Below are 20,251 nucleotides of genomic sequence, written 5' to 3'. Positions count from 1 at the left end.
CCGGTGCCCCCGGCATGAAGAACACATAAAGAAAAAGTGCCGAGAAGGCGCGGGGAGTGATCATGGGCATGATTGGACGCTTCTCGATTGGGTGCCCTTGATTGACCGTCAATCCGGCGTCCGGAGGGTGATGTGTACGCGCCGAATTGACGACACTACTCCCCGTAATTGAAAACGCTACTACCCGTATCGAAAATGCGATTTCCGCGAAGGCCCCGGACGGAGGCGCGCGTTCACCGGTCCGGCGCCGCTTCGGGACGCGCGTACGTCCGCCCCTTCCACGCCGCGCCCCGCCCCCGGTGGTGCAGCACCGCCGAGTCGACCGTCATCAGCAGATAGAGGAGCGCGGTGAACGGCAGCAGCGGGGCGAGCCACAGCGGCTGCCGGTAGTAACGGAGCATCGGCACGTACGACCCCGCCATCACCGCCCAGGCCGCGCCCCCGATCCAGGCAGCCGGCGCGTCCCCGGCCGCCGCGCCCGCCACCAGGGCCGCCGGCGGCACCAGATAGACGACCACGAGCCCCGCGACCGTCCCCAGGAGCAGCAGCGGACTGTGCCGCAGCTGCGCGTACGCGCTCCGCGACACCATCCGCCACAGCTCGCCGAGCCCCGGATACGGGCGGACGCTGTCGACCCGATCCGCCAGGCCCAGCCAGATCCGCCCGCCGGCCCGCCGCACCGCCCGCGCCAGCGACACGTCGTCGATCACCGCCTGCCGGATCGCCTCCGGCACCCCCGCCGCCACCGCCGTCTCCGTCCGCAGCAGCACGCAGCCGCCCGCGGCCGCCGTCGCCCGGGGCCGCGCCCGGTTGATCCAGCGGAAGGGATAGAGCTGCGCGAAGAAGTAGACGAACGCCGGCACGATCAGGCGCTCCCACGCGCTCTCGGCCCGCAGCCGGGCCATCTGCGACACCAGGTCCAGGTCGTTCTCCACCGCCGCCGACACGAGGAGGCGCAGACTGTCCGGCCGGTGGGCGATGTCCGCGTCCGTCAGGAGCAGGAACTCCGGCTCACGCGCGCGTGCCAGCGCCATGCCGTGCCGCAGCGCCCACAGCTTCCCCGTCCACCCCGGCTCCGGCTCGCCCGGCGACGCCACGGTCAGCGGCAGCCCGCCGCACCGGCCGGCCAGCTCGACGGCGAGCCTTCCCGTGCCGTCCGTACTCCCGTCGTCGACGAGGACCACCTCCGCGACCCCCGGATAGTCCTGCGCGAGCAGCGACGGGAGGCTCAGGGGGAGTACTCCGGCTTCGTCCCGTGCGGGGACGACGATTGCCACGCGCGGCCATGTGACGGGCTCTTCGCGCGGTCCCGCGCCTGCTTCCTCGCGTGGCTTTGCGTCTGCCTCTTCGCGTAGTCCCGCGCCTGCTTCCCCGCGCGGCTTTGTGTCTGCCTCTTCGCGCGGTCCCGCGCCTGCTTCCTCGTGCGGCTTTGCGTCTGCCCCTTCGCGCGATCCCGCACCTGCCTCTTCGTTCGGCCTCGTGTCCGCCTCTTCGGGCGGTCCCGCCGGGCCCGGCTCTTCGCGCGACCCCGCACCTGGCTCTTCGGGCGGTCCCGCGCCCGGCTCCTCGCGCGCGTGCCCGGCGAGGGCGGGGCCCGGCTTCCCGGCCGACCCCGTGCGCGCGTGCCCGCCGGCAGGCTCGGCGCGGCCGGGTCGTGGTCGGGCAGCCGACCCCCCGCACGCGTGCCCGCCGTCGCGCGCGGTCGGCAGCCGCTGGTCCGTGCGCCAGAAGAACCCCTGGCCGAGGAGGAGCCAGACCCAGGCGGCCAGGGAGACGGACGCGAACCAGGCAAGGGTGCTCATTCGCGGCAGTCTGCCCCAGAACGAGGGGGACGAAGGGCTCATCGGCTAGGGTGACCGGGTGAAGATCGCGCTCATGGACTCCGGAATCGGCCTGCTCCCGGCGGCGGCCGCGGTGCGCCGGCTCCGGCCGGACGCGGATCTCCTCCTCTCCAACGACCCCGACGGAATGCCGTGGGGCCCGCGCACCCCCGAGGACCTCACGGGGCGCGCGCTCGACGTCGCGCTCGCCGCCGCCGAGCACCGCCCGCAGGCGCTGATCGTCGCCTGCAACACCGCCACCGTGCACGCCCTGCCCGCCCTGCGCGCCGCCCTCGAACCGGGCGTCCCCGTCATCGGCACCGTGCCCGCGATCAAGCCCGCCGCCGCGGGGGGCGGCAAGATCGCCATCTGGGCCACCCCAGCCACCACCGGCAGCGCCTACCAGCGCGGCCTCATCCGCGACTTCGCCGGGGACGCCGAGGTCACCGAGGTGCCCTGCCCCGGCCTCGCGGACGCCGTCGAGCACGCCGACCAGGAGGCCGTGGACCGGGCCGTCGCCGCCGCGGCCGCGCTCACCCCGACCGACGTCCGCGCCGTCGTCCTCGGCTGCACCCACTACGAACTGGTCGAGGAGCGCATCCTCGCCGCCCTGGAGGCGCGCCGCCGGGCGGGTCTCCCGCCCCTCGTCTTCCACGGCTCCGCCGACGCCGTCGCCGCCCAGGCGCTGCGCCGGATCGGTGCCGAGCCCGCCCCCGGTGCCGAGCCCACCGGCACCCTCTCCGTCCTCCTCAGCGGACGCCCCGGACGGCTCCCCGCCCCGGCCCTCGCCTACGCCGAGGGCCGCCGCCTCGCGGAGACCGCCCCCGCTCACTGAGCGTGACGGAAGGGCTCCTTTCCGGCGGGCCGTCCCGGTCGGATCTGGGTATTCTTTCCGATATGAGGGAATATTCCCGGGACCCCCGTGCCGACGAACGGACACCCGCCGTCTGGACCGGCCGCGCCACCAACCGCTTCCAGTGGGTGGCCGCCGCGGCCGGCGCCGCCTGCATGGCCCTGGGGATCGCCCTCGCGGTCCAGCTGCAGTGGACCTCGGGCATCGCGGCCCTCCTCATGGCCGTGATCGGCTGCGTCACGGTCGGACTGCTCGTCCTCTTCGGCACCCTCGCCTTCGTCCACGTGGCCGTGAAGGTCGACGACCGGGCCATGGAGGTCCGCTGCGGCCACATCGGCCTGCCGCGCCGCCGCATCCCGCTCTCCCACGTCGTCGGCGCCGACTTCGCCCCGAGCGTCACCCCGCGCCACTGGGGCGGCTGGGGCTACCGCTGGCGTCCCGAGAAGGGCACGGCCGTGATCGTCCGGCGGGGCGAGGGACTGGTCCTGCGCCTGGACGACGGCCACACCTTCACGGTCACCGTCGACGGCGCCGAGTCCGCCGTCCGCGTCATCCGCGACCGCCTGCGCCGTCTGACCCCGCCGGGTCCGCCCGCGGCGACGGGGGCGTGAGGGGCCCACCCTCCGGAGGCGGGTGTTCCGCCTCCCGGGCGGCCGCGTCCGCGCAGGTCGCGAGCCGGACCGCACCGGACGCCCGGCGGACGGGGGCGCCCCGTAGACTCCGCAGGGTGAGCGCCACCACCACCCCCGTCGACGCCTCCGACACCTCCGTGGACGCGTCCGAAACCGACACCGCACCCGCGCCGGCCCACCGGCTGCGGCGGTTCGCCCGGCCCGCGGCGGCCCTGCTGTCCGGTTTCGTGCTCTACCTGAGCTTCCCGCCGCGTCCCCTGTGGTGGCTCGCGCCGCCCGCCTTCGCCCTGCTCGGCTGGGCCCTGCGGGGCCGCCGCCTCCGCGCCGGCTTCGGCCTCGGGTACCTGGCGGGCCTCGGCTTCCTGCTCCCGCTCCTCGTGTGGACCGGCGAGGAGGTCGGCCCCGGCCCGTGGCTCGCGCTCGCCGCCGTCGAAGCCCTCTTCGTGGCCGCCGCGGGCCTCGGCGTCGCGGCCGTCTCCCGGCTCCCGTGGTGGCCCTTCTTCGCCGCCGGGGTGTGGATCCTCGCGGAGGGGGCACGCGCGCGCGTGCCCTTCGGCGGCTTCCCCTGGGGCAAGATCGCCTTCGGCCAGGCCGACGGCGTCTTCCTGCCGCTCGCCGCCGTCGGCGGCACCCCCCTGCTCGGCTTCGCCGTTGCCCTCTGCGGCTTCGGCCTGTACGAGACGGCCCGGCAGGTCCGCGCCCGGCGCGCCCGGGGCGAGTCCGAGAACTCTGCCACCGCTCCGGGGTCCTCGGCTCCGCACGCCCCTGCCACGGCTTCCGGCACCGCTGCTCCGGACGCCACCACTGCCCCCGGCGCCTCCGCTACGGCTTCCGGCAGCACCACTCCGGACGCCACCTCCGCCGCTTCCGGCAACTCCGCCCCGGACACCGGCGCCACGGCTTCCGGCGCCACCGCCTCGGGCGCTTCCGCCCCGGACACCACCGGCGATACCCCGTCCGCCACCGATACCGCCCCGCCCCGCCCCACCACCGACGCCGGGACCGGCACCGCCCCGCGCGGCATCCGCACCGCCCCGCGCGGCATCCGCACCGCCCCGCGCGGCATCCGCACCGCCCCGCGCGGCCCGCTCGTCGCCGCCGCGCTCGCCGTGCTCCTCCCGGTCACCGGCGCGCTCGCCGCGCTGCCGCTCGTCGACGACTCCGCCGAGGACGGCACCGCCACCGTCGCCGCCGTCCAGGGCAACGTCCCCCGCCTCGGCCTCGACTTCAACGCCCAGCGCCGGGCCGTCCTCGACAACCACGCCGCCCGCACCCGCGAGCTGGCCGAGGCGGTGAAGGAGAAGCGCGAGCCGCAGCCCGACTTCGTCCTCTGGCCGGAGAACTCCTCGGACATCGACCCGTACGCGAACGCCGACGCCGCCGACGTCATCGACGAGGCCGTCCGCGCGATCGGCGCGCCCACCGTGATCGGCGCCGTCATCGCCCCCGAGACCGGCAAGCTCCGCAACACCCTCATCCAGTGGGAGCCCGGACGCGGCCCGGTCGCCACGTACGACAAGCGGCACGTCCAGCCCTTCGGCGAGTACATCCCGATGCGGCCCCTCGTGCGGATCTTCAACAGCAACGTGGACCGGGTGAGCCGCGACTTCGGCGCCGGGCACGAGGTCGGCGTCTTCGACCTCGCGGGCACCAAGGTCGGCCTCGCCACCTGCTACGAGGCGGCCTTCGACTGGGCCGTGCGCGACACCGTCACCCATGGCGCGCAGCTCATCACCGTCCCCAGCAACAACGCCACCTTCGGCCGCAGCGAGATGACCTACCAGCAGCTCGCGATGTCCCGGGTGCGCGCCGTCGAGCACAGCCGGGCCGTGGTCGTGCCCGTCACCAGCGGGGTGAGCGCGGTCATCCGCCCCGACGGCGAGGTCGTCGCGCAGACGAGGATGTTCACCCCGGACGTCCTGGTCGAGAAGGTGCCGCTGCGCTCCTCGCAGACCCCCGCGACCCGCATGGGCACCCTGCCCGAGGCCCTCCTCGCGGCGCTCGCCGCCGCAGGTCTGGGCTGGTCGGCGCTCCGTTCGGTACGGGCCCGCCGCACGCGGGCGGAGTGAGCCGGGGCGACCGGGAGCGGGCCGGACCCGGGGGCACGGGGGACCGGCCGGGAGCCGGTGGAGGGTCGCCCGGGAGGCGGCCCGGGGTCCGCCGAGGGGTCGCTGAGGGGTCGCCGAGGGGCCGCCGTACATGATCTAGGGTCGGTCCATGGCTACTCCTGACTTCATCCGCACCCTGCGCGAGACGGCCGGTCACCAGCTCCTCTTCCTGCCCGGGGTGAGCGCCGTCGTGTTCGACGACCGGGGCCGGGTGCTGCTCGGCCGGCGCTCCGACAACGGGCGCTGGGCGATCATCGGCGGCATCGTCGAGCCGGGCGAGCAGCCCGCCGACTGCGCGGTGCGCGAGGTGTACGAGGAGACCGCCGTGCGCTGCGAGGTCGAGCGGATCGTGATCGTCGAGACCCTGCGCAAGCCCGTCGTCTACCCCAACGGCGACCAGTGCCAGTTCATGGACGTCACCTTCCGCTGCCGGGCCGTCGGCGGGGAGGCGCGGGTCAACGACGAGGAGTCCACCGAGGTCGGCTGGTTCGCCGTGGACGACCTGCCGGAGATGAAGCGTTTCTCCCTCCTGCGGATCGAGAAGGCGCTCGCCGACGAACCCACATGGTTCCGCACCACAGCAACCAGCTGAACTATGGGCCCGACGCACATCGGTGGGGAAAGGGGCCCTTCATAGGGTGCGGAGCATGAGCGCTCCCGTCACCGCCCCCGGTACCGACCTCGCCGCACCCCTGCCCCACGCGGCCGGACTCGCCCTCGACCTCACCGGCCGCACCGCGCTCGTCACCGGCGCGGCCGGCGGCATCGGACGCGCCTGCGCGCTGCGGCTGGCCGCCGCCGGGGCCCGGGTCAGAGCCGTCGACCGGGCCGCCGAAGGCCTGGACATCCTGGCCGGAGAGGCCTCCGGACTCCCCGGGGAGCTCGAACCGCGGCTGCTCGACCTGACCGACCTGGACGCCGCGGAGACGGCCGCGGCCGGTGCGGACATCCTCGTCAACAACGCCGGACTCCAGCTCGTGCGCCCCATCGAGGAGTTCCCGCCGGACGTCTTCCACACCGTCCTCACCGTGATGCTGGAGGCGCCCTTCCGGCTCATCCGGGGCGCCCTCCCGCACATGTACGGCCAGGGCTGGGGGCGGATCGTGAACATCTCCTCCGTCCACGGGCTGCGCGCCTCCGCCTTCAAGTCCGCCTATGTGGCCGCCAAACACGGTCTGGAGGGCCTGTCCAAGACCGCCGCCCTCGAAGGCGCCCCGCACGGGGTCACCTCCAACTGCGTCAACCCCGGCTACGTCCGCACCCCGCTCGTCGAACGCCAGATCGCCGACCAGGCCGCCGCCCACGGCATCCCGCCGGAGCGGGTCCTCTCGGACGTCCTGCTCAAGGACTCGGCGCTCAAGCGGCTCATCGAACCGGAGGAGGTCGCCGAGGCCGTCCTCTACCTCTGCACGCCGCAGGCCTCGTTCATCACCGGCACCTCCCTCACCCTCGACGGCGGCTGGACCGCCCACTGAAGGTGCCCCTGTGAAGGTTGTCCACAGGGGTGGTGCGACCACACGTACGGCAGGTATCCCTGTGTCCATGTCCCACGAACACGTCTCCTACCTCGAACTCCTCGCACGGGGAGCCGCGACGGAGGCCTACGACCGGCCCGTGCTGCTCGCCCGTGCGAGCGGCGCGGGCCCCGAGGCGCTGGCCGACCTCGAAGAGGCCAAGCAGCTCGCCCTGCGGGTCCGGGCCGAGCTGGAGGGGCGGCGGCGGCGCGAGGCGGAGCTCTCCGCGCTCTTCGAGACCGCCCACGACCTCGCGGGACTCCGCGACCTCGACGCGGTCCTGCGCGCCATCGTCCAGCGCGCCCGCTCCCTGCTCGGCACCGAGGTCGCCTACCTCAGCCTCAACGACCCGGCGGCGGGCGACACGTACATGCGGGTCACCGAGGGCTCCGTCTCCGCCCGCTTCCAGCAGCTCAGACTGGGCATGGGCGAGGGGCTCGGCGGCCTCGTCGCCCAGACCGCCCGCCCCTACGTCACCGACGACTACTTCGACGACGCCCGCTTCCAGCACACCCGGACCATCGACACGGCCGTACGGGACGAGGGCCTCGTCGCCATCCTCGGGGTGCCGCTCAGCCTCGGCAGCCAGGTCATCGGCGTCCTCTTCGCCGCCGACCGCAGGGCCAGGGTCTTCGAGCGCGAACAGGTCGCGCTGCTCGGCTCCTTCGCCGCGCACGCCGCCGTCGCCATCGACACGGCCAACCTCCTCGCCGAGACCCGTTCGGCCCTCGCCGAGCTGGAGCGGGCCAACGACATCATCCGCGAGCACAGCGGCGTCATCGAGCGGGCCTCCGAGGTCCACGACCGGCTCTCCGAACTGGTCCTGCACGGCGGCGGCGTCCACGACGTGGCCCGCGCCGTCTCCGAAGTCCTGGGCGGAACCGTCGAGTTCACCGAGACGGGCGCGGGCTCCGCGCGCCGCGCCGGGGGCCACGCGGTCCGCGAGGGCGACGACTGGGTCGCCGCGGTCTCCGCCGGCGGCGAGGCCCTGGGCACCCTCGTCCTGCACGGCCGGCCCGACCTCGACCCCGTCGACCAGCGCACCCTGGAGCGCGCCGCCCTGGTCACCTCCCTCCTGCTGCTGGCCCGCCGCTCGGCGGGCGAGGCCGAGCGGCGGGTGCGGGGCGAGCTCCTCGACGACCTGCTCGACGCCCCCGACCGGGACCGCCGCCTGCTGCGCGAGCGCGCCGCCCGCCTCCGCACCGACAGCGAGGCCCCGCACGTGGTGCTCGCCGCCCGCATCGACCGGGCCGCGGGCGGCGGCGCCGACACCGACGCGGGCCGCCGCGAGAGCGCCGACCGGCAGCGCCTGTGGTCGGCCGCCTCCCATCTGGCCGCCACCCGCCACGGACTGGCCTCCGCGCGCGACGGCGGCACGGTCCTCCTCCTGCCGCTCGGCCCCGGCGAGAGCGCCGCCGAACTCGCCCGGCAGACCGCCAGGAACCTCGGCGGCACCCTGCGCGAACAGGTCACCGTCGGCGCCTCCGACCCCGTACGGGCGCCCCTGGACCACCCGGACCAGGTGGCCGGCGCGTACGAGGAGGCCCGCCGCTGCCTCGACGCGCTGCGGCTCCTGCACCGCTCCGGCCAGGGCGCCGCCGCCGAGGACCTCGGCTTCCTCGGCCTGCTGCTCGCCGACGGCAGGGACATCGGCGGCTTCGTCGACCGTACGATCGGCCAGGTCGTCGCCTACGACCGGCGGCGCGGCACTGAGCTGGTCCGCACCCTGGACGCGTACTTCGCGAGCGGCATGAGTCCCGCCCGTACCAAGGACGAACTCCACGTCCACGTCAACACGGTGGCCCAGCGCCTGGAGCGGATCGGCCGGCTCCTCGGCCCCGACTGGCAGTCCCCTTCGCGCGCCCTGGAGATCCAGCTGGCGCTGCGGCTGCACGCCCTCTCGGACGCGGTCGGAGGGAGATGACGTACGGGAAGGGCCCCGGGCCCCGCTCACGGCGAGCGGGGCCCGGGGCCTTCGTACGTCCCGTGGATCAGGCGTCGGCGCGGACGCGGGAGTCCTCGGGGGCCCGCTCGGCGACGTCGCCGAGGTCGCTGTCGCGGGTCTCGCGGGCGCAGGCGATCGCGACGACGGTGAGCAGCGCGGCGGCGATCACGTACAGGGAGATCGGCGTCGAGGTGCCGTGGTCCGCGAGCAGCGCGGTCGCGATGAGCGGGGCGGGCGCGCCGGCGGCGACGGAGGAGAACTGGGCGCCGATGGAGGCGCCGGAGTAACGCACCCGGGTCGCGAACATCTCGGAGAAGAAGGCGGCCTGCGGGGCGTACATCGCCCCGTGCAGGACCAGGCCGACCGTGACGGCGAGCAGCAGGCTGCCGAAGGTGCCCCGGTCGATGAGCGTGAAGAAGGGGAACATCCAGGCCCCGACGCCCACCGCGCCGATCAGGTACACCGGCCGGCGCCCGAGCCGGTCGGACAGCGCGCCCCACAGCGGGATCACCGCGAAGTGGACGGCGGAGCCGATGAGGACGGTGTTCAGGGCGGTCTGCTTGGAGAGCCCGACCTGCGTGGTCGCGTACACCAGGATGAACGCGGTGATCACGTAGTACGAGATGTTCTCCGCCATGCGGGCGCCCATCGCGATGAGCACGTCCCGCCAGTGGTGGCGCAGCACCGCCACGAGCGGCATCTTCTCGACCTGCCCGGCGACGGCCTTGCGCTCCTCGGCGGCGGCGAGCGCGGCCTTGAAGACGGGCGACTCGTCGACCGAGAGGCGGATCCACAGGCCGACGATCACGAGGACGCCGGAGAGCAGGAACGGGACGCGCCAGCCCCAGGAGACGAAGGCGGATTCCGAGAGCAGCGCGGTCAGCGCGGAGAGCACCCCGGTGGCGAGCAACTGCCCGGCGGGCGCGCCGGTCTGCGGCCACGAGGCCCAGAACCCGCGCCGCTTGGCGTCCCCGTGCTCGGACACGAGCAGTACGGCCCCGCCCCACTCCCCACCGAGCGCGAAGCCCTGCACGAGCCGCAGCACGGTCAGCAGCACGGGCGCGGCGGAGCCGATCGTCGCGTGCGTCGGCAACAGCCCGATGGCGAACGTCGCCCCGCCCATCAACAGCAGGCTGAGCACCAACAGCTTCTTCCGCCCGAGCCGGTCACCGTAGTGCCCGAACACCAGCGCCCCGAGCGGCCGCGCGGCGAACCCGACGGCATACGTCAGGAACGACAGCAGCGTGCCCACCAGCGGATCGGACTCGGGAAAGAACAACTTGTTGAACACGAGCGCCGCGGCGGACCCGTACAAGAAGAAGTCGTACCACTCGATGGTGGTGCCGATGAGACTGGCGGCGACGATCCGCTTGAGCGAACCGGGTGGCGTCGGGGAGGGAGTTGCGGCGGCCATGTGCACCACTTCCAGGCATGTGCGGGGACGTTTCGGTGTCGCCACACCGTAGGAAGTGGCAGGTCAGGGGCGTATGTGGTGGGACACCATAGTTATGGGCAGACGAGTGCACTCGGCCGCCATGAGAGACCCTTGTGGGCCTTCCGGAGGGCCGGGAGGGCTGAGCGAGGACTATCTCTATTGCCCTGGTCTCGGGTGATTTGGCGATGCGGTGCTGACTCCCGTGCTGACTTGGTGCTGACTACGGAGAGCGGAAACACCGCATGTGCGACGGATCAGGCGCAGTGGCAGTGTGCAGAGCGTCGGCTCTGAAGAGTCGCTCACGTCCCCGGACTGCGCGGCGCCTGGCTGCGCCGACCGCCGGAACGTCCAGCGCGTTGCCAACGACCTCGTGGCACCAGGACGGGCCGACCTCGCGGTGAAATCGGACCACCGCTCCTCGTCCCTGCTGACACCGACGTCCACCGGCAGGGACGCGCCGGACCACGTGACCGCACGGGCCGAGGAGCGGCACCGTTCCCTCTTCGCGGGCCCCTGACGAGGGGAGGCGGTCGCCGGTCCGGCTCCGGTCCGGCTTATAGGTCGTTTCTTATGGTGGGGCCTACGCCCTTCCAGGCGGGGATACTGCTTCAGTGCTGTTGACATGGATCGCTGAGGTGGCCGAAGAGCCGCTGGCATTGGAGCCGGGTAACCGGCGGGTGGAGTGGGAGACCAACACCTGGTCGCTGGGTGCAGGGGACGAGGACGGGCGGCCGTTGTCCGCTGCCGAGGTGGTCGCTGCCTTCGAACAGACTGCTGCCGGCATCCGGGAACGCATTCGCGAGCTGGGCTTCTCCGGAGTGGCAACGTTCTATGTGTGGCACGACGGGCAGGCCGGGCAGCTCCGGTGCTCGACCGGCTCCGTTCCTCCGGACGAGTTGCCGTTCAACGGCACCTACGTGGTTGCCGACCGTCTTGGTCCGATCGTCGAGGGGTTTCTGGCCGACAACATGCCGGGCGCCGTCGCCTGGTCGGATCTGGACGAGGCGGAGGGCCACTTGGAGCAGGCCATGACGGAGCTTGAGATCGCGCCCTTGCGTGTCTGGGCCAGCAGCGTTGGAACATCACGCTGAATGCCCTTGCACATCCATGCGGGCGAGTCGGCGGTGGAGCCGTCGGCAGTCAGCCAGGAGACGGTGCTCTCCACGACCCAGCGGTGTTGGTCCAGCCTTTGTGAGGATTCGATGCCCTTGCGGGCGATGCGGTGGAGGATGCCGCGCTCGCGGAGCCGGGGCCGCGGCGGGAGCGGATGGGCGGGATGCCGCGGACGAGCGGCTCCAGGCCCTGGCTGTCGTGCATGTTCGCGCCGGAGATGCCCAGGGACAGGGGCAGTCCGTTGCGGTCGGTGATCAGGTGGATCTTCGATCCGAGTTTGCCGCGGTCGGTCGGATTCGGTCCAGTCAAAGGCCCCCTTTTGCCGCCCGCAGACTGACCGAGTCGATCGCGCACCGCGCCCAGACCTGCTCCCGGCTCCACTGGGCGAACCACCGGTAGACCGTCTGCCAGGACGGCCCGAACACCGGCGGCAACTGCCGCCACGTACAGCCCGACGTCGCCACGAAGATGATTGCAGCCAGAGCCTCGCGGTCACCCGCCCGGCGCCGGCCGCCGCCCTGCGGACGTATCACCTCAGTCGGTGGTACCACCCATCGGAACAACAACCACAACTCGTCCGGCACCAACCGCTCAACCAGATCCGTCATGCACGGAAGAACGAACGATCACGCCATAAGAAACGATGTCTAAGAGCTCCAGGAGCACGCGTTCCTGGAGCCCTTCTTATGACCTCGAGCCCAAATCTATGGACGATCCGGAAATCCCCAGACTGACGTGGCGCTCTGGGTCGTATGATGGCAGGTTCTTCACATGCCTGAGGAGGTTCTAGATGGACCGGTTGTCATTGGCCGACCTGCGAACGGTGGACGAGCGCGTACTTCCCTTCAATCCCTACGGGTTCGGGGGGCGGCTGAGTCCCGAGGATGCGCTGGAGTTTCAGCAGCACGTGATCGCCCAGTATGAACTCGCCGACGAGGTGGCAGACGGTACCCGGCAGCGCTTCGAGCAACTGCGCCACGTCTACCGCTATGGCGTGCTCTGCTACGACCTGTTCACCATGGTCGGCGATGCAGCACTCCTCGCGTTCGAGCAGGCCCTTCGTGACCGATTCATCAACTTTCACGAAGGCGAGGTGTCCCTGCGGACGAAGGAAGGCGAGGTGCACGTCCTGAAAGACGTAACCGACTACGGCGACTTCGTGGAGAGGTATAAGGAGCTCAAGGGCACCAGAATCCAAATGGGCCCGGACCGGAGCTGGATCGGTTTCAACGGGACCCTCGACGGTTTGTACCGGTGGGCCCGCCGTGAGGGCCTTCTCCGTGGTCAAAGAAACCGCGGCAGGGAGAAGGCCATCACAAGCCTGAGGAACATGGTGGCTCACCCGAGCAGCTTCCATCTCCACGGCCCGGTTGAGGCGGCTCGCACTCTTTCCAACCTGGCCGAGGTGATTAACCGGCTCTGGGGTCAGGACACCCCGGGCGGGCGCCTCTACCCCGCTCCGGTGGAGCGTCGCACCACCGCCATCGCCTGGAACCCGGCCACCGGCTCAGTCTCTATCGGCCATGCGGAGAACCTTCGATCGGACACCGATGAAGACGAATGGCAATACGTCATCGTCCAGGCCGTTTTCGAACCTGGAACAGCCGAAGACCCCACGATCTTCCATTTCGACACACTCTTCGAGCACACAACGTACTCCTGCGACCTGCTCTGGGGGCCAGGCAACCGGGCGGAAGCACTCCAGTGGCTGGACAGTAATCCGCCAAGGTCCGACACCTGTGATTATCTCGACCGGGTCTTCCTCATCCGCCACGACGTAGACACCCTGTACACACCCCAGCGCCCCGAGATTGCAGCTGGGCTTCCCGAAGCTGAGCACAGCGGGACGTGGTACGCGATCCGCGCGGACGCCCCCGCAGACGCCTTTGCCCACGTACGTGCGTCCGTCGAAGACATCGAGTCTCGACACCAGCGTTCAGGCGAGTGCCGGCAGTGTCACGCGGACACGCTCAGGAAGGGGACGTTGCGAGAGGCTCTCACAGCTGCACAAGAAGCAGGCGCGAACGTAGAACCGTTACGCCCCCCGGACTCAAGAGTTCCCGGCTGGATGCCCAGGTCGATCACGGTGCCCATCACTGCATCGACGTAGGACGTTGCGGCTTGTGGACACTGCGCATCACGCTGATCAGCGTGTTCCAGGGAGTGTGACCGTTGGCTATACGTCTGTCTCAGCAGAGCAATGGTCATGAGTTGTGGATGGCGCCTTTTGGAGCGGCTATCTCGGCGACCGCGATCCCGGATTTTTCGCGCACCTTGGAGGCGGCCCTAAGGGCTGTCCCGCAATGACCTGGAGGCCCGAGTCGAGGCTCGAAAAGATGTGATGCCGTGCACGCAGCGTGTGTACGGTGCCGGAGTGATCGACTTTGATGGCGCTCGGTTGGGCGCGGAGGCCGCGCGGCGGTTGGCGGAGGCGGACTGCTGTGAGATAGCTCCAGGGCTCACGGAGGAAGAGTTCAGCCGGATAGAGGTGACCTATGAGTTCGAGTTCTCCCCGGAGCATCGTGCATTCCTGGCGGCAGGGCTGCCGGTCGCTTCACCTCCCGAGGAAGGCGCGGCATGGGAGCAGCCCTGGCCCGACTGGCGTCACGCTGATGAAGACGACCTGCGCCATCGGCTGGAGTGGCCGGTACGAGAAGTGCTGGGCGACGTCGCTCATGGCGGCTGGCATCCGGCCCTGGGAGCGCGTCCCACCTCCAAGGAAGAGGCCTTGGAGGTGGCCCGAGCGGTACTTGTACGAGCCCCACGGCTCGTTCCCGTCTATGCGCACCGCTTCATACCCGCAGGTCGCGACACTCCGGGACATCCGGTCCTGTCGGTGTGGGGGGCCGACATCATCTGCTACGGCCACGATCTGGCCGACTACATCGACCGCGAGTTCGGCGAGATCGATGAGGGCGCGCCCTGGAATCCGCAGGCATCCGTCCCGCTCTGGAAGGACTTCCTCGGCTGAGATTGCCCCGGCTGATGCCGATGTAAATGATCTCTGTCGTGCCTGGTGTGATCACGGCCTCGGAGCCGTCTTGGATAGTCCCGTTCACCGGTGTGGCTCCGCGCCAGTTCAACCGGGTGGTGCGTGCGCTGCGGCGCGAAGGCGCCGACATCGCTCGGCGCGGCCGGCCGTGGGGGATTCCGCTGGAAGACCGGTTGCTCCTGGTGGCCGCGTACTGGCGCACCAACCTGACGCTGCGTCAGCTCGCACCGCTCTTCGGCGTCTCGAAGTCCGCGGCCGGCCGCATCGTCGGTCACCTCGGCCCCCGGCTCGCGCTCAAGCCCCGCAGACGGTTCCGCAAGGACACCGTGCTCATCGTGGACGGAACTCTGGTCCCCACCCGCGATCACACGGTGGCCGAGCGGTCCAAGAACTACCGGTACTCCACCAATACCAGGTCGTCATCGACGCCGATACCCGGCGCGTCGTCGTGGTCGGCCGGCCGTTGCCCGGCAACCGCAACGACTGCAAGGCGTGGGCACTGTCCGGAGCCGAGGAGGCCGTCGGCCGCACCACCGTCATCGCCGACGGCGGCTACCGGGGCACCGGCCTGGTGATCCCGCACCGTCGCGAGCGCGGGCAGAGCGAACTGCCGGATTGGAAGGAAGAACACAACACTTCTCACCGTCAGGTCCGCGCCCGTGTCGAGCACGCCTTCGCCCGCATGAAGACCTGGAAGATCCTCCGCGACTGCCGGTTGAAGGGCGACGGCGTCCATCCCGCGATGAGGGGCATCGCCCGTCTGCACAACCTCGCACTCGGCCGATAGGCGAGCCGAGCGGACAGCAGTCGATCACGGCCCTACTGACTCGAAGATCTTTACGGGACAGCCCTTAGCGGACAACGGCGTGGCGGCAGCCCCCAGTGTGACAACCACTCGATGGTGGTGCCAATGAGGCTGGAAGCGACGATCCGCTTGGGGGATCCGGGTGGGGTCGGAGAGGGCGTTGCGGCGGCCCATGTGCACCACTTCCAGGCAAGGGCGGGGACGTTTCAGTGTCGCCACACCGTAGAAAGTGGCAGGCCAGGGGCGTACGTGGTGGGATGCCATAGTTATGGGCGTGAGGGTACGTGCGCCCATTGTGGGGGCGCTGTCAGAGACGGCGTGACGGCCTTGATGGGACTGTTGGAGATGCGCCGCATCGGCGCGGTTCGGGGGATCGGTACCGACCTGGCATTGACCGCACGCAGGTGCCGAGCGCGGTGTCCACCGCTCGGTCGGGCTGTCGCCGGGACGTGCGCTCTTAATGTTGACAGTGCTCACGCCTGCGCCTACGGTGCGCGGTGCAGCCGTCGTTCTGCACTTTCCCCTCGCGCCACCCTCGCCCCTGGAGACGAAGCCGCGCATGGACACACCCCTCGCCACCGTATTCCTTCCGCTCGCCCTCGCCGTCATCATGTTCGGGCTGGGCCTGTCCTTGACCATCGACGACTTCCGCCGGGTGCGGCGTCATCCCCGGGCCGTCGTCGTGGCGATGTGCTGTCAGCTGCTGCTCCTGCCCGTCGTGTGTCTGGGGCTGGTCGTGGGCTTCGGGCTGTCTCCGGTGCTCGCCGTGGGCATGATGCTGCTGGCCGCTTCGCCCGGTGGGACGACGGCGAACCTCTTCAGCCACCTCTTCGGGGGCGACGTGGCGCTGAACGTCACGCTCACCGCGGTGAACGCGGTGCTGGCCATCGTCACGCTGCCGATCATCACCAACTTCGCCCTTCGGTACTTCGAGCCGGACATCGGGCAGGACGGGCTGGGTCTGCAGTTCGGCAAGGTGCTGCAGGTCTTCGCCCTGGTGCTCGTGCCGGTGGCGGTCGGTCTGGTGGTGCGCCGCCGGTCGGAGGCCTTCGCGCGGCGCATGGACCGTCCGGTGCGGCAGCTGTCGGTCGTCGTCCTCGTCGCCGTGATCATCGGCGCGCTGGTGGCCGAGCGGGACAACATCGTCGACTACCTCGTGGAGGCCGGTCCGGCGGCCCTGGCCTTCTGCGTGGTGAGCCTCACGATCGGGTACTTCGCGCCGCGCCTGCTCAAGCTCGACAAGCGGCAGTCGATCGCCTGCTCGATGGAGATCGGCGTGCACAACAGCGCCGTCGCCATGACCCTGGCCATCAGCGTGCTCGGCAGCGTCGGTCTGGCCGTGCCCGCCGCCGTCTACGGCGTGCTCATGTATCCCGTCGCGGCGCTCGCGGGGATGCTGATGACCCGGGGGTCCCGTACCGCCGAGGAGCCGGCCCCCGTGAACTGAGCGGGGCACCGTTCGTTCCGGTCTTGGTCCGTTCGGTCCCGGGCAGGCATCCGGTCGGCGGCAGGCGCGAAGTCTCCGGTGGCAACTTTCGTCGAGCGGGTAGAGGGTGGGCGTGCATGACGAAAGGGACGGAACCATGACCGAGAACCGACCTGCGACCACGACCGATTCCGGCGCCCCGGTGGAGAGCGACGAACACTCGCTCACCGTGGGCCCCGGAGGGCCGGTCCTCCTCCAGGACGCCTATCTGATCGAGCAGATGGCGCAGTTCAACCGGGAGCGGATCCCCGAGCGCCAGCCGCACGCCAAGGGCAGCGGGGCGTTCGGGCACTTCGAGGTCACCCACGATGTCAGCCGGTACACCAAGGCGGCGCTGTTCCAGCCGGGCGTCCGCACCGACCTGGTCGCCCGCTTCTCCACCGTGGCCGGGGAGCGCGGCAGCCCGGACACCTGGCGGGACCCTCGGGGCTTCGCGGTGAAGTTCTACACGTCCGAGGGCAACTACGACATGGTCGGCAACAACACGCCGGTCTTCTTCGTGAAGGACCCGATGAAGTTCCAGCACTTCATCCGGTCCCAGAAGCGCCGCGCCGACAACAACCTGCGCGACCACGACATGCAGTGGGACTTCTGGACGCTCTCGCCCGAGTCCGCGCACCAGGTGACCTGGCTGATGGGTGACCGGGGTATTCCGCGGACCTGGCGTCACATGAACGGGTACACCTCCCACACGTACATGTGGATCAACGCGTCCGGCGAGCGGTTCTGGGTGAAGTACCACTTCAAGACCGACCAGGGCGTCGAGTTCTTCCCCCAGGACGAGGCCGACCGGATGGCGGGCGCCGACTCGGACTTCCACATGCGGGACCTGTTCGAGCACATCCGGGACGGGGACTTCCCGTCGTGGACGCTGCACGTGCAGGTCATGCCGTACGAGGACGCGGCGACGTACCGGTTCAACCCGTTCGACCTCACCAAGGTCTGGCCGCACGGCGACTACCCGCTCATCCCGGTGGGCCGCATGACGCTGGACCGCAACCCCACCGACAACCACGCCGAGATCGAGCAGGCCGCCTTCCAGCCGAACAACTTCGTCCCCGGCATCGGCCCCAGCCCGGACCGGATGCTGCTGGGCCGGCTCTTCTCGTACGCGGACGCCCACCGGGCCCGCATCGGCACCAACTACCAGCAGCTGCCGGTGAACGCGCCCGTCGTCGAGGTCCACACGTACTCCAAGGACGGCGCGATGGCCTACCGGAAGACGTCCGATCCGGTCTACGCGCCGAACTCCAAGGGCGGCCCCGCCGCCGACACCGAGCGTTACGGCATCCCGCCGAGCTGGTCCGCCGACGGCGAGATCACCCGGGCGGCCTACGTCTCGCACCCGGAGGACGACGACTGGGGCCAGCCCGGCACCCTCGTGCGCGAGGTCCTCGACGACGCGGCCCGCGACCGCCTCGTGGACAACGTCGTCGGCCACCTCCTCGACGGGGTGAGCGAACCGGTCCTCGAACGCGCCTTCACGTACTGGAGGAACATCGACGCGACGATCGGCGACCGCATCGCCGAGGGCGTCCGCGCCAAATCCGGCTGACGGACTCGCGCACGGTGGCGGACGAGCGGCAGATCCGCGCACCGGGTTCGGCTCAGCCCTTCGGGGCGGTGGCCCGGAGCCCTCCGTGATCACGGAGGGCTCCGGGCTTGCAACGAGTGGACCGGTTTCCGGCCGGGGACAGGCGTTCGCCGCTGGTCCGCACGACGACGAGTCTGTCGTTCTCGAAGGCGATGCGATCGCCGACGGCCAGGAAGAACGGGCGCGCCGGCTCGAAGGCGTATCCGTCGGCGGTCTCGAGAACGTCCACCAGGACCAGCCGCGAGTTCGGCGTGGTTCCGTCGGCTGTCAGGCGCATCCCCGGATGGTCCCATGCGGTCCGGGGCCGCCTCCACCCGGTTCGGTGGTTGCCGGTCTGCGGGTAGCGGTGGGGGTCAGTGTTCGCAGAGGGAGAATTCTCGTTCGTAGAGCTGCTCGTTGTGCTCGTCGACGAAGAACTTCCGTTCCCGCATGAGCTGTTCGCGGTAGTCCTTGGCCTGTTCGAGGGTCATGGTCGAGGTGGGGGACCACGGCTGCTGCGGGGGGACGTCGGACGTCGAGACGAGGTTTTCCGAGGGGTCGACGAGGAAGAACGCGAGGATCTTGCGGTGGCCGGGGCGGGTGGGGTCCGTGAGGCGGAACGGGTCGACGCGGTGTTGCAGGACGTTCGGGAAGGCCAGGCAGCGGCCCGCGGGGGTCGGGGTCGATCCCAGGGGCTGGTTCAGCGCGTCCTCGTCCTCCAGGCCGTAGACCTCGCGCAGGCCGTTGTCGTCGTTCTGCTCGTAGTGCGGGTCGTCGAGGGCCGCCCGGAAGCCCAGCCGGCTCTCGGTGACGTTCTCGCTGTCCCAGTAGTAGATGCCGGTCGAGACGATCCGCTCGTTCAGCATCCCCTCGACGTGCCAGGAACCGCCGGGGTACTCGGGCTTGTCCGGGGTCAGGTGGAGGGTGGCGAGCTTGACGACGACCTGGAGGCGGCGGCCGCGCAGGTCGACCCGGGCGGACGCGTCCGGCGGCTCGGGCGGGGTGAAGTCCGGGGCGTCCGGGACGACCGGGGTGCGGGTCTCCCACCAGTTCTCGTAGGCCTCCTCCCACGCGTCGAGGGCCTCCCTGTAGGCGTCGGCGTCGTCGCCGTAGGAGGACTTGTCCGGGTGCTTCGGCTCCGAGTCGTACCACCCGTACGGGTCGGCCTTGATGCGCGGGGGCCGCGGGTGGCGCAGATCGGTGAGCACGTTCTCCCACAGCGGGATCATGCGCGCGAACAGGTCCGGCAGGACGGAGGCGAGTGCGCGATGCCGCTCGGGATGGACGTTGTTGACGTACGAACGGAAGGCGACGTCGCCGTCCTCGCTCACGTCGACGTCCGTGGGCAGCCACTGGAACCTCTCCGAGAACTCGTACTTCGAGTAGCTGTTCGTCGGATTCCGCCAAGCCCGCTCGGGCGCCCCGCTCACGTCCCTCACCAGGCAGAACAGCGAGGGGTGCACCAGGTCCAGCACCTGGCCGTCGGATCCGGGATGCCAGTCCTTCTCCGTGTCGGGGACCTCCTCCAGGACCCGGACCGCCTCGCGCAGCCGGGACCCGAGTCCCTCGTCGACCAGGCTGTCCGACTGCCACACCCCGTCGACGGCGGACACCTCGATGCCGGTCCGTTCGTCCCGCAGCGCCGCGTAGTGCGCGAGTTCGGCGAGCACGTAACGGACCTGCGCCTCGGTGAGGCCCTGGTCGATCGCCTCCCGCGTCCACCTGGCGACGATCTCGGCGTCGTTCCTCTTGTCGAACCACCCCGGCTTCGACCGGATGGCCGCGCTGCACCGCATCATCTCGAGTTCCCGCAGCGTCCGGGGCGTCGCGAACGCCAGGGAGCGGGAAGCGTGGAAGGGCAGCGGGAAAGCGGGCGGGGCAGACAATTCTCTTGGTCCTTCGAATCGGTGTGCGGTGGCCGGAAGAATACTTCAGGGGTCCGACACCGCAGCCGTGGTCACCGCCCCCGTGGCCC

General features: G+C 70.9%; 14 protein-coding genes and 3 pseudogenes. 12 read left to right on the top strand and 5 right to left on the bottom strand.

What is annotated here, in order from left to right; translation table 11 throughout:
- Positions 1–233 precede the first annotated feature (233 nt).
- Positions 234–1,304: pseudogene (locus tag ACIQVI_RS21465) on the bottom strand (glycosyltransferase); the annotation flags it as partial.
- Positions 1,305–1,860: 556 nt separating this feature from the next.
- Here ACIQVI_RS21465 and ACIQVI_RS21460 point away from each other — a divergent pair.
- The 6 genes from ACIQVI_RS21460 (at position 1,861) to ACIQVI_RS21435 (ending at position 8,851) form a co-directional block, all read left to right on the top strand.
- Positions 1,861–2,655, top strand: coding sequence for an aspartate/glutamate racemase family protein (locus tag ACIQVI_RS21460; protein ID WP_351969476.1), 795 nt, complete (start codon positions 1,861–1,863; stop codon positions 2,653–2,655).
- Positions 2,656–2,717: 62 nt separating this feature from the next.
- Positions 2,718–3,284 carry a hypothetical protein gene (locus ACIQVI_RS21455; protein ID WP_121830882.1) on the top strand — a complete coding sequence of 189 codons (567 nt, stop codon included), beginning with the start codon at positions 2,718–2,720 and terminating at the stop codon, positions 3,282–3,284.
- Positions 3,285–3,400: 116 nt separating this feature from the next.
- Positions 3,401–5,374: an apolipoprotein N-acyltransferase gene (gene lnt, locus ACIQVI_RS21450; protein WP_403598115.1), complete on the top strand. Its 1,974-nt coding sequence runs from the start codon at positions 3,401–3,403 to the stop codon at positions 5,372–5,374.
- 148 nt (positions 5,375–5,522) lie between these two features.
- The gene (locus ACIQVI_RS21445) at positions 5,523–6,005 is read left to right on the top strand and encodes an NUDIX hydrolase (protein ID WP_403598112.1); all 483 of its coding nucleotides are present in this window, start codon (positions 5,523–5,525) and stop codon (positions 6,003–6,005) included.
- Positions 6,006–6,060: 55 nt separating this feature from the next.
- The gene (locus tag ACIQVI_RS21440; protein ID WP_403598109.1) at positions 6,061–6,888 is read left to right on the top strand and encodes a 3-hydroxybutyrate dehydrogenase; all 828 of its coding nucleotides are present in this window, start codon (positions 6,061–6,063) and stop codon (positions 6,886–6,888) included.
- Between the two features lie 67 nt (positions 6,889–6,955).
- Entirely contained in the window at positions 6,956–8,851 is a 1,896-nt protein-coding gene (locus tag ACIQVI_RS21435; protein ID WP_403598106.1) for a helix-turn-helix domain-containing protein, read from the top strand.
- Between the two features lie 67 nt (positions 8,852–8,918).
- On the opposite strand, the gene ACIQVI_RS21430 is transcribed toward ACIQVI_RS21435, so the two are convergent.
- Positions 8,919–10,286 (bottom strand): MFS transporter, encoded by a 1,368-nt coding sequence (locus ACIQVI_RS21430; RefSeq protein WP_403598103.1) that lies wholly within the window; start codon positions 10,284–10,286, stop codon positions 8,919–8,921.
- 632 nt (positions 10,287–10,918) lie between these two features.
- On the opposite strand from ACIQVI_RS21430, the gene ACIQVI_RS21425 reads away from it, so the two are divergent.
- Positions 10,919–11,398 carry a hypothetical protein gene (locus ACIQVI_RS21425; RefSeq protein ID WP_403598101.1) on the top strand — a complete coding sequence of 160 codons (480 nt, stop codon included), beginning with the start codon at positions 10,919–10,921 and terminating at the stop codon, positions 11,396–11,398.
- A gap of 18 nt (positions 11,399–11,416) precedes the next feature.
- Here ACIQVI_RS21425 and ACIQVI_RS21420 read toward each other — a convergent pair.
- Positions 11,417–12,028: pseudogene (locus tag ACIQVI_RS21420) on the bottom strand (transposase); the annotation flags it as partial.
- A 182-nt stretch (positions 12,029–12,210) separates the two neighbouring features.
- Between ACIQVI_RS21420 and ACIQVI_RS21415 the strand changes: the two are divergent.
- The 5 genes and pseudogenes from ACIQVI_RS21415 to ACIQVI_RS21395 all read left to right on the top strand — a co-directional run bounded on the left by ACIQVI_RS21415 (position 12,211) and on the right by ACIQVI_RS21395 (position 18,258).
- Complete coding sequence (locus tag ACIQVI_RS21415) at positions 12,211–13,530, top strand: hypothetical protein (RefSeq protein WP_403598098.1); 1,320 nt, start codon at positions 12,211–12,213, stop codon at positions 13,528–13,530.
- A gap of 264 nt (positions 13,531–13,794) precedes the next feature.
- Entirely contained in the window at positions 13,795–14,391 is a 597-nt protein-coding gene (locus tag ACIQVI_RS21410) for a hypothetical protein (protein ID WP_403598095.1), read from the top strand.
- Between the two features lie 38 nt (positions 14,392–14,429).
- Positions 14,430–15,199: pseudogene (locus ACIQVI_RS21405) on the top strand (transposase).
- A gap of 577 nt (positions 15,200–15,776) precedes the next feature.
- Complete coding sequence (locus ACIQVI_RS21400; protein ID WP_351971336.1) at positions 15,777–16,664, top strand: bile acid:sodium symporter family protein; 888 nt, start codon at positions 15,777–15,779, stop codon at positions 16,662–16,664.
- Positions 16,665–16,800: 136 nt separating this feature from the next.
- A complete protein-coding gene (locus ACIQVI_RS21395) occupies positions 16,801–18,258 on the top strand; it encodes a catalase (RefSeq protein WP_403598092.1) in 1,458 nt (485 codons plus the stop codon).
- A gap of 52 nt (positions 18,259–18,310) precedes the next feature.
- Here the strand turns inward: ACIQVI_RS21395 and ACIQVI_RS21390 are convergent, their stop codons facing one another.
- Both ACIQVI_RS21390 and ACIQVI_RS21385 read right to left on the bottom strand, forming a co-directional pair.
- The gene (locus ACIQVI_RS21390) at positions 18,311–18,574 is read right to left on the bottom strand and encodes a hypothetical protein (RefSeq protein ID WP_403598089.1); all 264 of its coding nucleotides are present in this window, start codon (positions 18,572–18,574) and stop codon (positions 18,311–18,313) included.
- Between the two features lie 76 nt (positions 18,575–18,650).
- Positions 18,651–20,162: a DUF4246 domain-containing protein gene (locus ACIQVI_RS21385; RefSeq protein WP_403598087.1), complete on the bottom strand. Its 1,512-nt coding sequence runs from the start codon at positions 20,160–20,162 to the stop codon at positions 18,651–18,653.
- Positions 20,163–20,251 lie beyond the last annotated feature (89 nt).

This window comes from Streptomyces sp. NPDC098101 (assembly GCF_044760185.1).
Lineage (GTDB): Bacteria > Actinomycetota > Actinomycetes > Streptomycetales > Streptomycetaceae > Streptomyces.
Note: the sequence above shows the minus strand (reverse complement) of the source record. Positions and strands in the feature narration are given on the sequence as shown.